Annotated in this window: 15 protein-coding genes; 1 reads left to right on the top strand and 14 read right to left on the bottom strand. The window is 37.7% G+C overall.

What is annotated here, in order from left to right:
* Window positions 1–31 precede the first annotated feature (31 nt).
* The 5 genes from L3V25_RS02125 to L3V25_RS02105 form a co-directional block, all read right to left on the bottom strand.
* Window positions 32–703: a GntR family transcriptional regulator gene (locus L3V25_RS02125; protein WP_237293852.1), complete on the bottom strand. Its 672-nt coding sequence runs from the start codon at window positions 701–703 to the stop codon at window positions 32–34.
* Between the two features lie 77 nt (window positions 704–780).
* Window positions 781–1,566, bottom strand: coding sequence for an enoyl-CoA hydratase/isomerase family protein (locus L3V25_RS02120; RefSeq protein ID WP_237293851.1), 786 nt, complete (start codon window positions 1,564–1,566; stop codon window positions 781–783).
* On the bottom strand, window positions 1,556–2,713 hold the full coding sequence (locus tag L3V25_RS02115; RefSeq protein WP_237293850.1) for a CaiB/BaiF CoA-transferase family protein: 1,158 nt from the start codon (window positions 2,711–2,713) through the stop codon (window positions 1,556–1,558). Before L3V25_RS02115 ends, L3V25_RS02120 begins: the two co-directional genes overlap by 11 nt.
* The gene (locus L3V25_RS02110; RefSeq protein ID WP_237293849.1) at window positions 2,710–3,855 is read right to left on the bottom strand and encodes a CaiB/BaiF CoA-transferase family protein; all 1,146 of its coding nucleotides are present in this window, start codon (window positions 3,853–3,855) and stop codon (window positions 2,710–2,712) included. The genes L3V25_RS02115 and L3V25_RS02110 overlap by 4 nt, the downstream gene beginning before the upstream one ends.
* On the bottom strand, window positions 3,855–5,000 hold the full coding sequence (locus L3V25_RS02105; RefSeq protein ID WP_237293848.1) for an extracellular solute-binding protein: 1,146 nt from the start codon (window positions 4,998–5,000) through the stop codon (window positions 3,855–3,857). Before L3V25_RS02105 ends, L3V25_RS02110 begins: the two co-directional genes overlap by 1 nt.
* A gap of 224 nt (window positions 5,001–5,224) precedes the next feature.
* Here L3V25_RS02105 and L3V25_RS02100 point away from each other — a divergent pair, with 224 nt between their 5' ends.
* Window positions 5,225–6,220: a TRAP transporter substrate-binding protein gene (locus L3V25_RS02100; RefSeq protein ID WP_237293847.1), complete on the top strand. Its 996-nt coding sequence runs from the start codon at window positions 5,225–5,227 to the stop codon at window positions 6,218–6,220.
* Window positions 6,221–7,061: 841 nt separating this feature from the next.
* Here the strand turns inward: L3V25_RS02100 and L3V25_RS02095 are convergent.
* The 9 genes from L3V25_RS02095 to L3V25_RS02055 all read right to left on the bottom strand — a co-directional run bounded on the left by L3V25_RS02095 (window position 7,062) and on the right by L3V25_RS02055 (window position 18,732).
* Entirely contained in the window at window positions 7,062–8,057 is a 996-nt protein-coding gene (locus tag L3V25_RS02095; RefSeq protein WP_237293846.1) for an ABC transporter permease, read from the bottom strand.
* Between the two features lie 9 nt (window positions 8,058–8,066).
* A complete protein-coding gene (locus L3V25_RS02090) occupies window positions 8,067–9,086 on the bottom strand; it encodes an ABC transporter permease (protein ID WP_237293845.1) in 1,020 nt (339 codons plus the stop codon).
* Window positions 9,087–9,095: 9 nt separating this feature from the next.
* On the bottom strand, window positions 9,096–10,625 hold the full coding sequence (locus tag L3V25_RS02085) for a sugar ABC transporter ATP-binding protein (RefSeq protein WP_237293844.1): 1,530 nt from the start codon (window positions 10,623–10,625) through the stop codon (window positions 9,096–9,098).
* Window positions 10,626–10,689: 64 nt separating this feature from the next.
* Window positions 10,690–11,646, bottom strand: coding sequence for an ABC transporter substrate-binding protein (locus L3V25_RS02080; protein WP_237293843.1), 957 nt, complete (start codon window positions 11,644–11,646; stop codon window positions 10,690–10,692).
* A gap of 369 nt (window positions 11,647–12,015) precedes the next feature.
* Window positions 12,016–13,005, bottom strand: coding sequence for a TRAP transporter substrate-binding protein (locus tag L3V25_RS02075; RefSeq protein WP_237293842.1), 990 nt, complete (start codon window positions 13,003–13,005; stop codon window positions 12,016–12,018).
* A 14-nt stretch (window positions 13,006–13,019) separates the two neighbouring features.
* Window positions 13,020–14,291: a TRAP transporter large permease gene (locus tag L3V25_RS02070; RefSeq protein WP_237293841.1), complete on the bottom strand. Its 1,272-nt coding sequence runs from the start codon at window positions 14,289–14,291 to the stop codon at window positions 13,020–13,022.
* On the bottom strand, window positions 14,288–14,746 hold the full coding sequence (locus L3V25_RS02065; RefSeq protein WP_237293840.1) for a TRAP transporter small permease: 459 nt from the start codon (window positions 14,744–14,746) through the stop codon (window positions 14,288–14,290). Before L3V25_RS02065 ends, L3V25_RS02070 begins: the two co-directional genes overlap by 4 nt.
* Before the next feature lie 363 nt (window positions 14,747–15,109).
* A complete protein-coding gene (locus L3V25_RS02060) occupies window positions 15,110–15,802 on the bottom strand; it encodes a GlyGly-CTERM sorting domain-containing protein (RefSeq protein WP_237293839.1) in 693 nt (230 codons plus the stop codon).
* A gap of 74 nt (window positions 15,803–15,876) precedes the next feature.
* Window positions 15,877–18,732 (bottom strand): beta-galactosidase, encoded by a 2,856-nt coding sequence (locus tag L3V25_RS02055; protein ID WP_237293838.1) that lies wholly within the window; start codon window positions 18,730–18,732, stop codon window positions 15,877–15,879.
* Between the last annotated feature and the right edge of the window lie 37 nt (window positions 18,733–18,769).

The raw sequence follows: 18,769 nt of genomic DNA, 5'->3' as shown, positions 1-18,769 counted from the left end.
CAGCCTAAAAGCTGTGTTTGTTTCATCTCAATTATTTCAATGCTTGGGCAAAACTCTTTGCTTTGGCAAAAAATGTATCTATCGCCATTAAAGCTTGTTCTTTATCTCGATTTTTAAAACTCCAATAAAGTTGCTCACGTAATTGCAGACTTTGCTCTCGGCTACCTTTAACACTTAAGATATGCTCTACTTTTTGACGTCTTAAAATTAATAGCATCTGAAACAATCGCAAAAAAAGTACGTTTCTTGAAATTTGTGCCAATTGAAGATCAAAAGCATCTAATGAGTCCGCAAATACTGGATTAGATTGCGAAGACGCAGCATAAATATCATCTAACTTGGCATTAATATTCTCTAAATCCAAATTATTACATAAATCATAAGCTTGCTCATAAATGCCTTTTTCCAGTACATCACGAACATCCAACAGATCTTCCATTGAAGAATCTGTACCTCCAAATGCCCAACGTACTGTCAGAGAATCTACCCATTGGTCTGGATGACGTACAAAGGTACCACTCCCACGTTTAATCTCAATCAGCCCCGCCATAGCCAATCCACGTAACGCTTCTCTAACTCGCCCACGAGCAACACCGTATTGAACGGCTAGATCACGTTCAGTCGGTAATTTTTCATAAGGAACAAATTCACCTTGAACAATTTTTTTTCCCAATAAATCAATAATGTCTTCTGTGGCCGTCAACAAAGGATACCTACTAATAAAAAAACTGAGCCTTTCGACTCAGTTTACACTTATCCTCAACAGACTTGAAGTAATTGCTATTTACCGCAATACACCGGAGTCCGTTTCTCGACAAAGGCCACAAACCCTTCTTTGGCATCCTGAGAATGGCATAATGCATCAGCAAGCTGGTGCTCTAGCTTGAGTCCATCAGCCAACGATAGCTCTGCACCGACTGAGACTGCTTGCTTGGTCGCTGCATTCGCTAACGCGGGGCCAAAAGCCAATTTAAGCGCAAAATCCAGCGTTACTTGTGCTAATTCGGCTTTAGGGTGAAGACAGTTCAGCAAGCCTAATTGGTGAGCGGTTTGCGGTGAAATATTATCTCCAGTCAATAACAGTTCTAACGCTTTCACTTTGCCGATCAGTCTCACCAATCGTTGTGTTCCGCCATTCCCCGGAATCAAACCTAGTTTAATTTCAGACATACCAATTAAATAACTTCCTTCTGCAGCGAAACGAAAATCACACGCTAAGGCAATCTCTAAACCGCCTCCCATGCAATGCCCCGCCACCTCTGCAATGTAGATTTTTTTACTCTGATCAAGTAAGGCTAAATTAGCTCGTGCCATATCCACCATCTGCTGATTAGCTTTGGTAGAGTTAGCTTGAAACTCCTTAATATCTGCACCAGCACAGAAAAACTTTTCAGAAGAACTACGAAAGATCACGCAATTCACTTGTTCATCTTGCTCTACCTCAGTCAATAATGTATTTAATTGTTGATGAAAAATAAAGTTATACGCATTCACTGGTGAGCGATTTAACGTAATGACTCCCACTTTATCTTGGCGGCTATATTGTATCCAATTGTCATTGCTCATAATTAGACTCCAACTTGTAGCTGAATTCTTGTTGCAATAAGTGATTATGTTGGCCGAGTACAGGCGCACCGACTTCTGATTTAAAAACCTCACCATCAATACGAATTGGACAACGTGTTGTTTGGTACATTTGCCCATTGCCGCACTCCACTGTTTGCAGCATATCTAATACCTTAAAGCCATCATGTTGCAGCATTTGCTGCCAATCGAGCACTTCAGCACACCATATATCAGCCGGTTCAAGAATCGACAACCAATGCTGAGTAGTATTGGTAAGCAATAAATTTTTCAATACTTGCTTCACTTTATCTCTCTGTGGATACCATTGAGTAGGATCATCGAATTGTGCCAAGGCATCACTCTCAAGCAATTCGGCCAACTTGCTAATTGACCCCATGGCTAACACCATAAAGCCATTTTGTGTTTGATACAGGCCATAGGGAGCGGCAACCAATGGGTGTGCCCCATTTACATCTCCTCGTACAACGGGTTGGCCACCATCTTGATAAAAGAGGGTTAAGGGTTCAAACTGAAAATCTAACATAGCTTCCAACATGCTGACTTCCACTTCAGTACTCTCTCCACTAACTAAAGCAGCTAAAATACCTTGAACTAATTGGCCACCCGCGAACATATCTGCGAGCGCCAACCCAACAGGAACTGGACCATCTTCATCGTTACCTGATTGCCATACGAACGCTGACATAGCTTGAACTAACAAATCTTGTCCTGGCTTACTAGCCAATGGACCATCCGCTCCATAACCAGAAACAGACGCATAAATTAATTTGGGATTATGTTGTTTTAAGATCTCATAATCTAACCCAAGACGTTGCATTACTCCCGGTCTAAAATTATGTGTCACCACATCCACCTGCTGCACAAGTTGATACACAAACTCCAATGACTGAGGATCTTTTAAATTCAGCTCTAAGCTTTCTTTATTACGGTTTATCGCTTGGAAAAAAGCAGAATCACCACAAAGTTCTACTGACTCACCGTACAGTGAACGCGATAAATCGCCTTTATCTTTATGCTCAACTTTAATGATACGCGCACCAAGATCAGCAAGTCGAAGAGTGGCTAATGGGCCAGACAATAATTGAGTGAAGTCCAAAACCGTCACTCCCTCTAAGGGAAAATTCATAGTCCAAACTCCTTTCCTATTCTGGCATTTCCACTGCCTAACACTGGGGCAGCTTTATCACTCGTTAGACGTTGGCCATTTATGCGAATTGGACAACGCGTTGTTATCAGTTTGATCTCTTCACCTCTGACAACTTGTTGTTCCATTTGTAGTGCTTGATACCCTTTACTCGCCATCAGTTTCTTATAATCATAAATATCTGAACACCAATAGCCTGCAGGCTCTAAAATACTCAACCACTCCGCTGTCGTTTTGGTTTTCAGTACCTCAGCAATCACTGCTTTAGCCTCATCACGTTCAGTGAAATAACGATTGTCTGTGGTATATTGACTTAATTGTGGGCAATCCAATAATTGAGACAATTCCGCCATAGAACCCATAGCTAATGCAATGTACCAATCTTGAGTCCCGTATATTCCATAAGGAGCTCCAAGGTAAGTATGTGCATTAGCAATATGGCTACGCTGCGGTTTCAACTCAGGTTTATTCAAATAAGCGGTTAAACCTTCAAATTGAAAATCTAAAATTGATTCGATTAAGCTGATCTCAATTTTAGCACCGATATCTTTGCGGTTACGGCGTACTAGAGCAGCAAGAATGGCTTGAACTAAATTTGATCCACAAACCATGTCAGCCACAGCAGCACCAAATGGGATCGGGTTTTGCTCTTTGTTTCCCGTAAGCCACGTTAAGCCAGATAAAGCTTGCGCCAGAAGATCTTGACCTGGTTTATTCCGCCACGGGCCTTCTGTGCCATAGCCACTAATTTCAGCATAAATCAATTTAGGGTTCAGGTTTTTCACTGAATCAAAATCTAAGCCTAAGCGTTCCATAATCCCAGGCCGAAAGTTATGGGTAATAACATCTACTTTCCCAATTAATTTTTTGACAATTTCAACATCCGCAGGATCCTTTAAATTTGCTTGAAAAGACTCTTTATTACGGTTCGCGGTATGAAATAGAACGCTATCATCTCCCGCCTTCATGTTTTTAGTCACTAATTGGCGACAAGCGTCACCATACTTTGGGCGCTCGACTTTAATCACTCTCGCTCCGAGATCAGCTAGACGCAGTCCAGCATAAGGACCTGCCATATATTGGCTAAACTCAAGGATTGTGATGCCCTCAAGAGGAAGTTTCATTATTTGATTCCTTTAGATTCGACATACAAATGATTCAATCGTGTAAGTAGTGCTTTAGCATCACCACCTTTCATTAAATACTCACGAATCGGAGCCCCAGCATTATCTTGGAAATACATATGGCCTGCATAACGTGGACGAAGGTAAGCACGCTCAAGAGTCGGCAAAGTATCGGTAAAATATTGATTTGATGTTTTATTAGCAAACTCACTTTCCCAAGCATAACGATGGCCTGGCTGACCACCAAATTCAATAAAGAAGTTGGCTTGCATTTCAGGGTTAGCAACAAAGGTGGCATACTGCGCCGCAATATCTTTATGCTGACATTTCGCGGAAACCGCGAAACCTGTACCACCAATAGTTGTAATTAAACGTCCATTACCATTCAAATCCACTGTATCTGAGAATTTTAAAATTTTACGTGCATAACCTGGTTTCGCATAATTAGAATAACCATAAGCGAATGGGCAATAAGCAAATTTATCGGTTTGAGTCATCGCTTCGTAAACTTTGATTGGATTCCAGTCAAAGCAATCAGGATCCAAATAACTAGACAACTCACGCAACATTTCTAACGCTGTAATTCCCACCTCATCACTAACGACTTTATCAGCTTGTACGCAAGGGTCTTCACCCAAAGTACAACAAAGCATATAAAAATTCATTAACGTATCTTGTGGAATAGAAGGCACTGCCACCATACCTTTTTTAGCCACGGCCATTAGGTCATCCCAGGTTTGTGGCATAGTAAAACTATTTGCCGTCAAGAGATCCATACGAGCAGAGGCTACAGGTGTTGCTGCATCCATAGCTAAGGCCCACTGCTGGTCATTGTAAGAATAACTTTCATGAGAGTAGCCGACCGAGTGTTCCGCCTGATCCGCTAAAAACTCACTTGGCAAAATATTATCTAAAGCTTCAATTACACCCGTTTTTGCAGCAAATCCAGCCCATGGGTGATCAATGACCAGTAAATCATAGCGTTCAGCTAACTGATCAATGGGTTCATCAGCAAAAGCTTGGAGTGAACGTTTTTCCCAAACAATACGTACATCTGGATTCAACTCTTCAAAACGTTGAGCCGTTGCCACCATAGGAGTAAAGCCACGAGTATGGTTCCAAGTAATACCTTTAAGCGTAATCATATTTTATCCTTTAGTTATTAACATTATTAATTTGGTGCTACCAATTAAGTCTAGTTATAATTTGAACCTGAGCCTCATTCTTGTCAATACCCACGGAATAACTTAAATATCAATCATTGCCGGAGGTCACAAAATGAACATTTCTCACATAACCATTCTTAGATAAATGATCTATAGTGACAATATTGGTAGTACCAATAGCAAATCATAACAAGGAGAACTAAATGCTCAAATTTAAAAAGTTACTATTGATTTTAATATGTTTAATCCCCCTACAGTCTTACGCCTTTATGGGTTTATTTGACAACGATAAGGTTGAAATCAAAATCGCTCATTACTTCCCTGATAATCACCCTCATCATCAAGCGCTACTGAAATTTAAACAAAATGTTGAACAGCGTTCTGATGGTCATATTGAAGTGAAAATTTTTTCTAATGCTGCATTAGGTAATGAACGCCAAATGATCAACGGCATTCGTAACGGCACAATTCAAGCGGCGTTATTCGGTTCTTTAATGCAAGATTTGGACTACAAACTTGGTTTTGTTGAATTGCCTTTCTTGTTTAGAGATTATGAACATGTCCAAAAATTCTATGATTCTGATGTCGCGAAAGAGATTTCAATTACATTTGAAGCTTATGGTGTTAAGCATTTAAGCGATGCTGTACTTGGTTTTAGAGAAATAACCTCGAATAAACCAATTAACTCGCCAGAAGATTACAAAGGAATACGTTTACGTATCCCTAACGCGACAACGTTTGTTTCTATGGCAAACCAATTAGGGGTCAATGCACAAACGATGTCCTTTACTGAAGTATTTACTGCACTAGAACAAGGTGTGGTTGATGCTCAAGAAGGCCCTGTTAGTATCATTAAATCTCAAGGTTATTATGAAGTGCAAAAATATGTGATCGTAACCAATCATATGTTTACTTCTATTAACTTTGGTATGAATAAAAAATTTTTTGAACAGTTAACCTCTGAGCAACAAGTGATTATTGAAGAAGAAGCAGCCAGTTTTGGTAAATTAGCATCTAAACTTACAATCGCAGAAAATGAATCAACAATGGATTTCTTTAAAGATCATGGTATGGAGATTATCTATCCAAATAAAGAGTTTGTTCAATGGAATCAAAAATCTGTTGAACCAATTTATAAAGAAGTATATGAAAATTACCCATGGAGTCGCTCATACATTGACAGAATAAGAAACCTATAAATAAGACAGCAACCTTAAAAATAGGAGACTATTTCTCTATTTAGTACAATTTAAACTTAATAATTAATCTCAACGCAGATAAGCAATAAACTAAATGCTCAAGTCGTAATCTGATCGTTTATCTAGAACTATCAATTACAAGGACTTGGGCATAATTAATTTTGAATCTATGCACATTTATGTCGAAGGCTTTTGCTCATTATCCATATCACTGTGGAAAAGTAATTTAGTTGGTTCTCGGTTTATACTGCCTCGACCTCGACACACCTAAAAATTAACCACCAATGAAGTAATAACTATAGTATCATCTTTCATCAACCAAGTTACCGTGATTGTATATTTTCAATATAGATTATATCGTTATTTATTAGCGAAGAAACCATCTTCCACCTCGCTAACTATAAAAAATGCTTACATAATTGCTATCTTCCCTCATGCCAAACCTAGTGAAAATACAAACCTACTGCTAGTATTTTATCGATTTGATTAAATCAAAGTTTTCCATAACCTTAAAATTCCATATCATCATGGTTGATAGGAAGCTTAGTTAACATGGTGTTTATATGGTGAATATTTTCGTAGGACAGATATTTATAGCTTTAAAGAAAAAACCGAGCAATAAAGTAACTCGGCTTAAAAATAAATTCCTTATGCAGATTTAAGGTTAACTTATGTGATTCATGAGCATCCTTTCACTATACTGAATATTTATGAACAAATAAATTCAGCAACGATTATAGTAGACTAAACTTTACCGATAAGGCCGTGGTGTAGGCTTTGTTTATCATCGCCGTGAAACTTCAAGGCCAATACTTCGAAAGTGGAATACTGGAAATCTATATTACTCCGCAACTTTCTGTTTTCTCAATTTCTTAAGGACTTCTGCTTGAATAATAAGTACTAACAGTAGGAATAAACCTCGAATAACAGACTGCCAATAAGTGCTAATAGTAAATGCACCATAGCCGTTCTCAAAATTCAGAATATTAAAGATTAACCCCATCAATATCACTCCTGCAATTGAGGCGGTAATAGAACCTAACCCTCCAGTTAATAACGTACCGCCAACAACAACTGCAGATATTGCAATAAGCTCCCAACCAACACCTTCAGCAGGTTGCCCTGCACCAAAACTTGCCGCTAATGTTACACCGGCCAAACCAGCCAATACACCAGATATTACATATACTGAAGTAAGGGTTAGATTCACTTTTAATCCCATGAGCTTTGCTGCTTCTTCATCTTCGCCTACAGCGAGCACTGCACGACCAAACGGCATTTTTTCCAAAACAACCCATGCAATTATCGCAACAAACATACACACTACTACAGGCCATGGTATGAGATTAAACATAGCCCCCATACCATATTCAGGGAAGCTACCTTCCCATGAAATAGGAACCGATTGCTTACCTGATATTAGTAATGCCACACCTCGAGATGCAAGCATCATAGCTAATGTGGCAATGAAAGGTGCTATCCGTAATCGAATCACAACAATAGAGTTTATTAAACCACAAACAAAGCCTGTAAGTGCGCCAACGGTCAAAGCCGCAACAATTCCATAGGGACTCACGTAAGCGACCATTACACTTGAAAGTGCGACAACACCGCCAACTGAAAGATCAATTCCTCCTGTCATGATAACAAAACACATGCCAATTGAAATTAAGATAAACATAGAGTTATAAGAGAAAAAGCTTTCTATATTATAAGGCGATAGGAAAGCTTCGTAACGCAAGCTTGCAAAAACTATAACTATAACCAATGCAATCCAAACAGCTTCAGTTCTTAAAAGTGGGTGTTGCGATCTTTTCATCCATTTATTAAGTTTCATACAATACCCTTAGTTTTTCTGCTTGTTTTTTAGTTGTAAGTAAATGGCACCTATAATAATCGCAGCCTTAGCAATCATGGCAGCCGAATCAGATATACCATTGGCCAACAATGTGTAAGTCATCATTTGTATCACTAAAGCACCGACAACCGCGCCTAAAACTGGAGCCTTTCCGCCCATCATTACAGTTCCACCGACTACAGCGGCTGATATCCCATCTAATTCCATTAACAAACCAGCGGTATTTGCATCCGATGCAGAATTCATTGCTGTCGTAAACAAACCTGCCATACCAGCACAAAAACCACAAAAACCATAAGCAACAAGTTTAACTTTGAAAGTCGGCAAACCACACAATAAAGCTGCTTTATCATTTCCGCCAACAGCTAATAAATAACGCCCAAATTTAGATGTTTTTATAATCCAAGAAATTGAAAGCGCAATTATGATTAAAATGACTGCTTGAATTGGAATTCCAAATAAACGTCCAGTACCTATGTATTGAAAAAATTCATTATTAAATGTTTGAATATCTCCATTTGTAAGTAACTGAGCAATACCACGGCCAGAGATAAATAAAATTAACGTCGCAATCATAGGCTGAATACGGTAATGCCCGACCAAAAACCCATTAAATAGCCCACAGCCCGTAGCGACTAATAAGGGAAGTAGAATAGCTAGAGCCATACCAATAGCAGGATTGCTAATTCCAAATTCCGACATGAAAATCATAGGTGCTAACGCACCAGCTAATGCCAAAACCGATCCGACCGAAATATCAATACCACCTCCACCAGAAGCAATAACAAGACACATACCAATAGCAACGATTGCTATTGGTGCTACTTGTGTGATGTTGATATATAACGTTTGAATTGCAAAAAAATGGGGGGTAAATATTGCATTAATGAGTAGTAAAAAAACCAACGCGACAAGTGCACCATTGTTTTTTAATATCTTTTTTACCTTTTCAATCTTTCCACTTCTCAAATTTTCATTTTTATCTATTCTTTGATTAATAGTATCCATACATGCTTCCTAATTAGCAGCTCGTTGTTGATGTTTTCCAAGCTCATCTAAAATGACATTTACTGATATTTCATCATATTGTAGATATCCCCTAGAAACACCTTCTTGCATTACGAGAACCCTGTGACAACTTGCTGAAATTTCTTCATATTCAGAAGATATAAATAATACTGAAACACCTTGCTCAGCTAATGAGAGAATTAAACCTGTTATCTCTGATTTTGCTCCTACATCAATACCACGAGTTGGCTCATCCAGAATAAGAACATTTGGATTATTAGCCATCCAACGTGCTAGTAACACTTTTTGTTGGTTTCCACCAGACAACTGAGATATTGGTTGTTCCATATTTGAAACCTTAATATCAAGTTTCTTAATATAAGAATTGACTAGTTCAATTTCTCTTTCTTTATCGATCAAGCCATTCTTCGAAATGGAGTCTAAGATCACCAATGTCATATTTTCTCTCACAGACATTTCAGGGATGATGCCTTCAATTTTTCTATCTTCCGAACAAAATGCTATACCTTTCTCAATTGCATTTTTAGGCCCAGCAATACCAATGGTTGCACCGTTTATCGAAATATTACCTTTATAAGTATCATCTTGATCTGCCCCAAATATTCTCTTAGCGACTTCACTTCTCCCCGAACCTAATAATCCAGCAAGGCCTAATATCTCACCTTTATTAAGGTTAAAACTCACATCCTTTAAAGCACCTGTGCCTGATATTTTTTGCACATTTAAAATTACTTCATCATTTAGTGTACGTTTTGGCCTCGCATCAGAATCATTTAAAACATCTTCCACTCGCTTACCTAACATCTTGGCTACCATATCTTTTTTAGTTAAGTTTTGAATCGAAGAAGTTTCAATCATGCACCCATCTCGCATAACCGACACTGAGTCACAGATCTCAAATAACTCTTCAAGGTGATGACTTACATAAAGAATTGCGACTCCTTTATTTTTTAAACTTTTCACTACTTTAAATAATGTTTTCTTCTCAGCTTCATCAAGAGAAGCTGTAGGTTCATCCATAATTAATACTTTGGCATTAAATGAAACAGACCTAGCGATGGCAACAAGCTGTTGAATTGCTACATTAAATGAATCAAGAGAATGAGTTACATCAATATCTAAGCCTAAAACTTTAACCGCTTCATCAGAAAATTTGTTACAAGCATCCCAATCAATCATTCCATACTTTTTTATTTCTCTCCCAGCCATAATATTTTCAGTAACCGTTCTATACCCTAATAGGTTAACCTCCTGAAAAATGGTACTCATTCCATCGAGTTGTGCTTGATATGGCGACGTGTATTCAACTTGCCTATCATCAAATACTATTTTTCCTGTATCTAATCGATATGCGCCATTAAGAATTTTAATTAAGGTAGATTTACCTGCTCCATTTTGACCAATAAGGGCTCTAACCTCTCCAGGATTAAGTGATAGATCTATATTCTTTAATGCAGGGATATTATAAAAAGATTTAGAGATGCCTGTTACTTTTAAAATAGGAGATTCTCCGTTCATATTTCACTCCTTGAATGATTACAAACTTGGGAGAGCACAAGCCCTCCCAATTTAGTTAAAATCATTAAAACGCATCACCAATATGTTCAGCAGCATTAGACGCATCAAATAAACGGTCTTCTGTTTTAACCCATGTTTCTACTTTCTCTCCTCGTGCATAACGTTGCATTGTTTCACAAGCTAATGGCCCAAATTTAGGCGTAGATTCGACAATAAATTCCATTTTTCCATCTAAAATTGCTTGTAAACCATCACGAGTTCCATCTTTACCACCGACAATGATGTCTTTTCCTGGGACTAAACCGGCAGCTTCAATAGCCCTGATTGCACCCAGAGCCATTTCATCATTATGAGCCCATACAAGTGTCACATCAGGGTGAGTCTGGAGTAGTGTTTCCATAACTTTACGTCCTTTATCACGAGCATAATCCCCGGTTTGTGAGGCTACAATTTCCATATTTGGATATTTTGCAATAATACGATTGAAGCCAATCACATGATCAAGAGCTGACGTTGAACCTGTTGTTCCTTCAAGCTGGATAATTTTACCTTTTCCACCAGAAATCTTAGCTAGCAATTCAGCGGCAGTTTCACCTTGTTTAATAAAATCAGAACCAATAAAAGTGACATAATCTTCACCAGGAGTAATCACTGATTCATCAACTTTACGGTCGACAAGGAAAACAGGAATACCTTTAGCTTTTGCTTTTTTTACAGCAGGTACAAGAGGTCGCTCTTCACGAGGAGGCAAAAAAATCACATCGACACCTTGCGCAATCATCGAATCAACATCTGAGACTTGCTTCGAAGCAGAACCTGACGCATCAGAAACAATTAATTGCCAACCACATTGTTTAGCAACATCCTTGAAACTATTTGTCTCTGCAATTCTCCATGGATTATTATTTTCTGATTGTGCAAAACCTACTTTATAATGTTCTTTTTCAGCAAGTGGTGGCGCAGCAAATACTGATGTGGATAGAGTGCAAGCAACGAATAGTGCAACTAAATTATGTTTCATTATTAAATCCTTTTTTATAAATTATATTGGGCAACCTAATTGTTCCCCTTCGGTTAAATACTACGAATTAACCCATTGCGATATTGTTGATAGACTTACTGCAATACATCTACCAATAAACACAAATAATTTATAGTTCTATTCATTCGCATCTGAGGTGATCATGCTCACAAGAAGCCCATAAAGTTCAACCAATACCAATAAATGTTAACCTGATAGGAAAAATCACCAGACCAAATGACGCAATTTTATTGTAATTAAAATGCTAACTGTGGACAATTCCACTTGACCACAGTTAGTATTTATTTATAAATTTCTTTTAATATTAAATTAAAATAAAAAAAATAACTTCTCTATTTATATTATAAATTACATTTCTCGTATTTCATCAACATAACCTTTAGACCAAGAATATTTCTTGTACATATTTTCATATAAAGGTTCCATTGCTTTCTGATTCCACGCAGTAAATTCTTTAGAAGGCGTTAACACTTCAACACCATTGTCAATAAAATATTGTTTTGTTTTTTCATTATCCTGTACCACTAAATCCCATGATTCTTGGCTATAATGTGCCGCTGCTTCAAGAACAATTTCCTTTTGTTCTTCATTAAGGTTGTCAAAGAAATTTTTATTCATCCCTAAGTTTAAGGCTGTAAACATGTGATTAGATTCAATAATATACTTTTGAACCTCATAAAAACCTTGCGCTTTAATTAAACTCATTGGATTTTCCTGAGCGTCAACAACACCTTGCTCAAGAGCTGTAAAAACTTCTGTGAACGCCATTGTTTGAGCGTTAACACCTAATAATTTAGACATTTCGACAAATGTAGATACATTCGGAATTCGCATACGAACTCCTTTATAATCTTCTGGTTTCTCAATTTTTTTGTTTGAAGAAATCACTCGGAATCCAGATGCAGAGTAAGCCAAATGCTTCACCCCATAATCACTAAATACATCTGCTATTTCCATACCCACATTGGAGTCTAAAACCTTACGAGCATGATCATAATCTCGAATTAAAAAAGGTGTTTCAGTGAAACCAAGTCTAGGATCCAAATTCTGCATCAAAGAACCAAATAAAATAACTTCAATGGTTCCATTTCTTACACCATTAATCATTTGTTCTTCAGAACCTAATTGAGCATTAGGAAATATTTTAACGTCAATTTTCCCTTGTGATTTTTCTTCAACTTCTTTTTCAAAATGCTGCAATGCAATATGTTGTGGGTGTTGTTCATTAAAGTAATGTGCCACTTTAATAGTCGTTGTATCATCCCCCCAAAATGCTTGCGCAGATATAGAGGACAAAGCAATACTTGAAGCTATAAATGTTTTTGTTAAAAGTTTCATTTTAATTTCCTTATTTAACCTAATAACTCTATTGGGTACGTTACAATTTTAGGGAATAAAATAAGAAGAAACATAACGATTACATGTACCAATAAAAATGGTGCAATTCCTTTCGCTAACTCTCCAATTTTAATATTCGAAATACTTGCTCCAACATAAAGAACGGTTCCAATTGGTGGGGTGATTAAGCCAATACTTAAATTGATAACCATTAATACGCCAAAATAAATAGGGTCAATACCATAAGATGTGACTACAGGTAATAATACTGGCGCAAATATTAGAATAGCTGGGATTAAGTCCATCACACAACCAACGAGTAGTAAGAAGACCATAATAATTAAGAGAATTATCATTGGTGATGATGAAATATCTCTTAAAATTGCAACTAATTCTTGAGGGATTTGTGCTATCGTGATGGCATATGCAGATACCATTGCAGAAGCTGCAATAAACATCACAATACCTGTCGTTTTAGTCGTTGAAATGAAAATGTTCATCAAATCTTTCAGTTTTAATTCTTTATAAAAGAAAGAAATTATTGTGGCATAAATTGCAGCAACAACACCGGCTTCTGTTGGTGTGAAAATCCCCCCCCTCAAGCCTACAATGATAATGACCGGTAACATTAAAGCCCAAAATGCACTCAGAAATGCTTTACCACGCTCTCCCCATGTTTTTCTATCAAAAACAGCAATCTCTGTATCACGGTATAAGTATCGCCACATAAACCATAAACCTAGGCACATTAATAAGCCTGCTGGAGCACCACCGATAAACATTTTAGTGATACTGACTCCACCAATAACACCGAATACAATCATTGGAATTGATGGTGGAATGACCATCGCAATAATACCTACAGCACAAATAATTCCGGTAGAAGAACGGGCTGAATATCCTTTCGACATCATCATTGGAATTAAGATAGCGCCTAGTGCTGCTGTATCAGCGACAGCCGATCCCGACAAGCCAGCAAAAATTAAGCCCGCGATGATAGCAACATAACCTAAACCACCTTTAATGTGGCCAACCAAGGATAAAGCAAAATCAACAATACGCTTGGAGACCCCTCCTTGCTTCATAATTTCGCCAGTTAAAATAAAGAAAGGGATTGCCATCAATGAGAAATTATTTGCACCATTAATAAAATATTCGGCCATGATTTGATGGTCATACAACCCCATAGTCGCAAGCATAATTGCAGCAGAGCCTAGCATGGCAATTGCAACAGGTGTTCCGCTAAATAAAAGTAGAAATAAAGATATTAAGAAAAGCCAAATCATGAGTTGACTCCTTTTTTAGAAAATATAGATGCAACGATTGTTAATAAAAGAATTGAACATGCAACAACACCTGCAATATAAATAATAGGTGTGGGAATTCCGGTAGAAGGAAGCCCCTGATCTTTAGTTAATATAATCAGCTTGGAGCCACCTATAATTACAGAAATCAAAACAAATACTGTCACTAGCCTTTGAAATAAAAAGACAATATTACTTATTAACCCAGTCAATCTTGAAGTCACAATATCAACTTGTAGATGATCCCTGTCTCTATTTGCAATCATAATCCCTAAAAAAACGACCCACACGAATGCGATTCTTGCAATCTCTTCAGACCATGGAAGGCCAGAATCAAAAAAATATCTTAATAAGACATTCATAAAAACTAAGGTAACCATAATTAACATTGAGACTATGGAAATACCATTTATTAACCTGTTTATTATATTTTTCATATCACACTATCCATCCTAAGCAGTGAAGTGATGGCAAGTTCAGCTACAATATTCAGGCCAATCTAATAAACCTATCGATTGTTAACCAATGAACCCAAACCATACTAAGGCATCACACCTGTGAATGATAATGACACTCTTGATTTTTCCAGGCAATAGGTCAACGTGTTAGATAGCTTAATTCTGTTATCTGTGCATCAACAAACCGGTATTGGATAACCAATTTGGTGACTTAGATCAACCTTGCTATAGCGGGAGGGGTGTAAGAAACGGGTGAATTGAATATTTAAGAATTGATATTGTTGTAATACAACAACCCTCTCTTTAACTTCTTAACTAAAGAGAGGGACTACAAGTTAATAATTATTTATTTTTACGACGCAATAAGCCCATAACCGTTAGCATTAATAAGCCGATTCCACCAAGGCTACCACCTCCTGTACGAAGATCTGCATCAGTATCTGCGCCAGTATCTGCGCCAGTATCTGTGCCACCAGTATCGCCTAAGTTACAACCAGGCCCCACAGTGGAGCTTCCATCTGACAAGCGGAGATTATCAATAAAAACTTCAATATTATTGGAAGTTGCAGCATTACCAAAGTCAATAACTGCAATATCGGATAAATCTATTGAACCTGTATTACTTCCATCTACATATGAAAGGTCAATGGAATAAACTTCTGTAGTATTGGCTTGAATTGTCATCCAATGCCACGCATCGTTACCATTGCTATCAATCAATTTAATAAGTAGTTCAGCATTATCTGAAGAAGAATTAATCGCATCAAAAGAAATATGAGTTACTTGGCTAGCATCTATTGGCGATGATAACGTTAACTTCATGGGGTTCCATTGATTCGTAGAGTCATAATTGACTTTGAGCGACGTTTCTCCATCAGTACATTGGTCAAGGCTAATAATATTGGAGATATTGCTGGTTGAATCTACAACCTCACCGGCACTAAAATCTTCAAATGATTCGAATGGAGACTGAGCTAAAACCTGTCCACTAATAATACTTAAACCTATCGCTAATACTAAAGTATGCTTTTTCATAAAACCGTCCTTATGTTTTATATAGATGTGCGAAACTAGCCTTTTCCTTTCAATGGAAAAGGCTAATTTCTTATTTATTTAGAAAAACGTTGTTGATATAAGTTGATATTCACCTGTTTAGCGGCTTCTACTAACTCTTCATATGGCTGGTCAGCAATAGTAACAAAACCGATGTTGTAGTTTTCACCATCCCAAGCTCTACCTGTTGCTGGAGAGTCAAGATATTGGAACCAATGAGCACCGACAAAATATGGGTTATCAATCACAGATTCCATATAACGAGTGTACATGCTGGCTCGTTCAGATTGACTGGCTGCATTTACAATACCGCCATGGTACAAACCAGAATCTGTTGAACCAAAGTGGAATTCACCAATCATGCTAGGCATATCTAATTCAGCTAAGAAATGTTGGAAATGTGCCTTTTTCTCATCTGTAATATCGTTGGCATAAAGGTTATAACTCATCACATCAACATGTTTTGCCGCTGCTCGGGCTATTTCTGGAGTCAGTCCCCAATCAGAAAAACGTGCGCCTAAGTATAAGTGATTAGGTAAAACCCTTTTGATCTCCTTTCGCACAATAGAGAAGTATTGCTCACCTAACATTTGTAAAAGTTCAGAATAATCGGCTTTCATACCAGGTTTTAATTTTTCTCTATAATCGAAAGATTTTTCAAACTCACCCCATGATCCAACCTTGGTTCCCCATGCTTTATTTAAAGCTGTAATTGTTTTATATTTGGATTTTAAATGAGTCGTAAACGATTGTTTAGCTGAGCTTTTCTTAGCATCATAACTTAATGCATTGATGATTAATCCATAATGGTTGGCTTCATTCATCACATTTCCCCAACTGATTTCATTGTCGACGAAAGTCCCAACTAACCAAGGGTCATTATCACTGACTTTACTTGCAACTCGCTCTGCCATTTTACGAGTGCTTTCTTGGAATTTAGGGTCAAATGGATCATGAATAGGTCCCCAATAATCATTACCAGTGCTAATTCTTTGATGATCACCAGCAATCCAACCATGAGCTTCATATGCCACTTTTCCATTGTCATAAAACATTGGGTCAATCCAGTTACCTAATGTAGTGAACCCCCATTCTTGCATTCGCTCTAACGTGACATCTTTCCATATTTTCATTGCCTCTTCTTTCGAAGTATCATATTTACGCATTAAATTCGCGCGATAAAAGCTAAAAACTTCTCCCTTTTTAAGAGCTCCGGAATGCACATAGGTTGCATAGTCGTAATTGCTGGCTAGCGGATCATCATCTTCCGGCAACCAAGTAAACATTGAATTACGAAGTTCAGATGGAATAGATCGGCCACTACGTTCGTCAGGGTTTTCATAATCAACTCCCGTGATGGTTACAGTGTCATCCATACGTACGTTATCAAGGCCCGTCATAAAGAATAAATACCCTTCTGGATCGACTAATGACCATTGCCCATCAACTTTTTCTGTGCGGAAAAAACCTGTCGCGTCTAATTTTGGTCCATCCTTCCAACCACCGAATGTACTACGGTCTGGTAATGGTTGAACCGTTTTAAGACTTTCTAAGTCCTTTTTACCTTGCGCTTGTAATTCATCAATCGAATCAATTTTCTCGGGCCAGTCTGCATGAGTTGACTGACCAAATTCATCAACGAGACCTGCATATCGAGTAGCGTCTGCATCTAAATTAGGAATTAGACGAACAGAATCTAATATAATACGAGTGTCTTTTGTTGGATTTTGTAGATACAACTGAATTGATTTGATATTAGAGAGATCTAACTCTGTTTCACCCCACCCATAACTAATTTTTTGAGCATTATAAGATTTTTTTGGTGGCTCGCTTCTCATACCAGAGACTAACTTACCGCTCAATTGGGACAATGACATATAGTAGGTATTCATTTCTTGTGGCGCGAGGGTCATATAGGCCGACATACTATCTGTCACACCATCCGCTGTCCCACCCCAGTTTTTATTTTCAGCCTGATCGACACGAACAAACATTTGAATAGGTTCGTTAGTCGGATTTTCAATATCAAATGCCAGGTTAAAATCTTGTTCTTTCGACCAATCCCATTTATCTGTTGGTGCTAATGTAAGGTTTGGATACGCATTCTCTGATGAATATCGCACCTCTATTCCTTGCCCTTCCGCTGTATCTACTGTTTTAACACTGGTTGATACACTGCGCTCAGAAATATAACTCGCTTCACCACTATCAAAATCAGTAATGACTTTCACTGTAGGTACGGGGCCAACATCAATGACTTGTTCTTTGGCCGAAATAAAGTCACCTGTTGCATCGATTAATTCAAAATTATCAAGTACTATCGTCTGTGCGTCCATTGGACCTTGAACAAACACTTGCAATTCAACTAATTTCCGTAAATCTAATTGATCACCATCCCAATAGTTATTTAATTTTCGTTTTCCACCGTTAAATAACATTTCGACGGTTTCCGTTTCACCTGCAGGGATACTGACAGCATAATTTAACTGATTAGCTTGCGCTCCCATTGAGCCAATAGTATCTACAACTTTAAATATAATATTTACTGAGCTATCACTTGGGTTTGTTACATCAACCTTAAAACTACCTTTGGAGTTCCAATTCCAAATACCTTCATTAGGCACTATTTTTATATTAGGCCAAAACTTAAATTTATTAGCTTCAGAGACTTCATCAAAATTAATTTTTAAAGCATTTGAACCTGCGGTTACACCTACTCCATTAATTTTTTCTACTTTGGCATGAGAAACGGCAACATTGTTAAAAAAGGAATCCGATTCAAAGTCAGGAAGTGAAACAGGGATATTGTCGCCATCAACTGTTTGTGTTTCTGGCGCTTTAGTATGTTGACATCCATAAGTTGTCATTAACACACTCGCCAACATAATAGCTATATGTGATTTTTTCATCATGGGCTACCTCTATTAGTTCGAAAGATCAGCAACCTAC

The sequence above is a fragment of the Vibrio sp. CK2-1 genome (assembly GCF_021726515.1).
Lineage (GTDB): Bacteria > Pseudomonadota > Gammaproteobacteria > Enterobacterales > Vibrionaceae > Vibrio.
The sequence above is the reverse complement of the archived record's forward strand: the minus strand, read 5'-3'. Positions and strand labels throughout refer to the sequence as shown.

What these genes read in the sequence shown, in the direction of transcription:
- L3V25_RS02120 (WP_237293851.1), bottom strand. Translation starts at nt 1,566, where the DNA reads ATGAGCAATGACAATTGGATACAATATAGCCGCCAAGATAAAGTGGGA.
- L3V25_RS02115 (WP_237293850.1), bottom strand. Translation starts at nt 2,713, where the DNA reads ATGAATTTTCCCTTAGAGGGAGTGACGGTTTTGGACTTCACTCAATTA.
- L3V25_RS02110 (WP_237293849.1), bottom strand. Translation starts at nt 3,855, where the DNA reads ATGAAACTTCCTCTTGAGGGCATCACAATCCTTGAGTTTAGCCAATAT.
- L3V25_RS02105 (WP_237293848.1), bottom strand. Translation starts at nt 5,000, where the DNA reads ATGATTACGCTTAAAGGTATTACTTGGAACCATACTCGTGGCTTTACT.
- L3V25_RS02100 (WP_237293847.1), top strand. Translation starts at nt 5,225, where the DNA reads ATGCTCAAATTTAAAAAGTTACTATTGATTTTAATATGTTTAATCCCC.
- L3V25_RS02095 (WP_237293846.1), bottom strand. Translation starts at nt 8,057, where the DNA reads ATGAAACTTAATAAATGGATGAAAAGATCGCAACACCCACTTTTAAGA.
- L3V25_RS02090 (WP_237293845.1), bottom strand. Translation starts at nt 9,086, where the DNA reads ATGGATACTATTAATCAAAGAATAGATAAAAATGAAAATTTGAGAAGT.
- L3V25_RS02085 (WP_237293844.1), bottom strand. Translation starts at nt 10,625, where the DNA reads ATGAACGGAGAATCTCCTATTTTAAAAGTAACAGGCATCTCTAAATCT.
- L3V25_RS02080 (WP_237293843.1), bottom strand. Translation starts at nt 11,646, where the DNA reads ATGAAACATAATTTAGTTGCACTATTCGTTGCTTGCACTCTATCCACA.
- L3V25_RS02075 (WP_237293842.1), bottom strand. Translation starts at nt 13,005, where the DNA reads ATGAAACTTTTAACAAAAACATTTATAGCTTCAAGTATTGCTTTGTCC.
- L3V25_RS02070 (WP_237293841.1), bottom strand. Translation starts at nt 14,291, where the DNA reads ATGATTTGGCTTTTCTTAATATCTTTATTTCTACTTTTATTTAGCGGA.
- L3V25_RS02065 (WP_237293840.1), bottom strand. Translation starts at nt 14,746, where the DNA reads ATGAAAAATATAATAAACAGGTTAATAAATGGTATTTCCATAGTCTCA.
- L3V25_RS02060 (WP_237293839.1), bottom strand. Translation starts at nt 15,802, where the DNA reads ATGAAAAAGCATACTTTAGTATTAGCGATAGGTTTAAGTATTATTAGT.
- L3V25_RS02055 (WP_237293838.1), bottom strand. Translation starts at nt 18,732, where the DNA reads ATGATGAAAAAATCACATATAGCTATTATGTTGGCGAGTGTGTTAATG.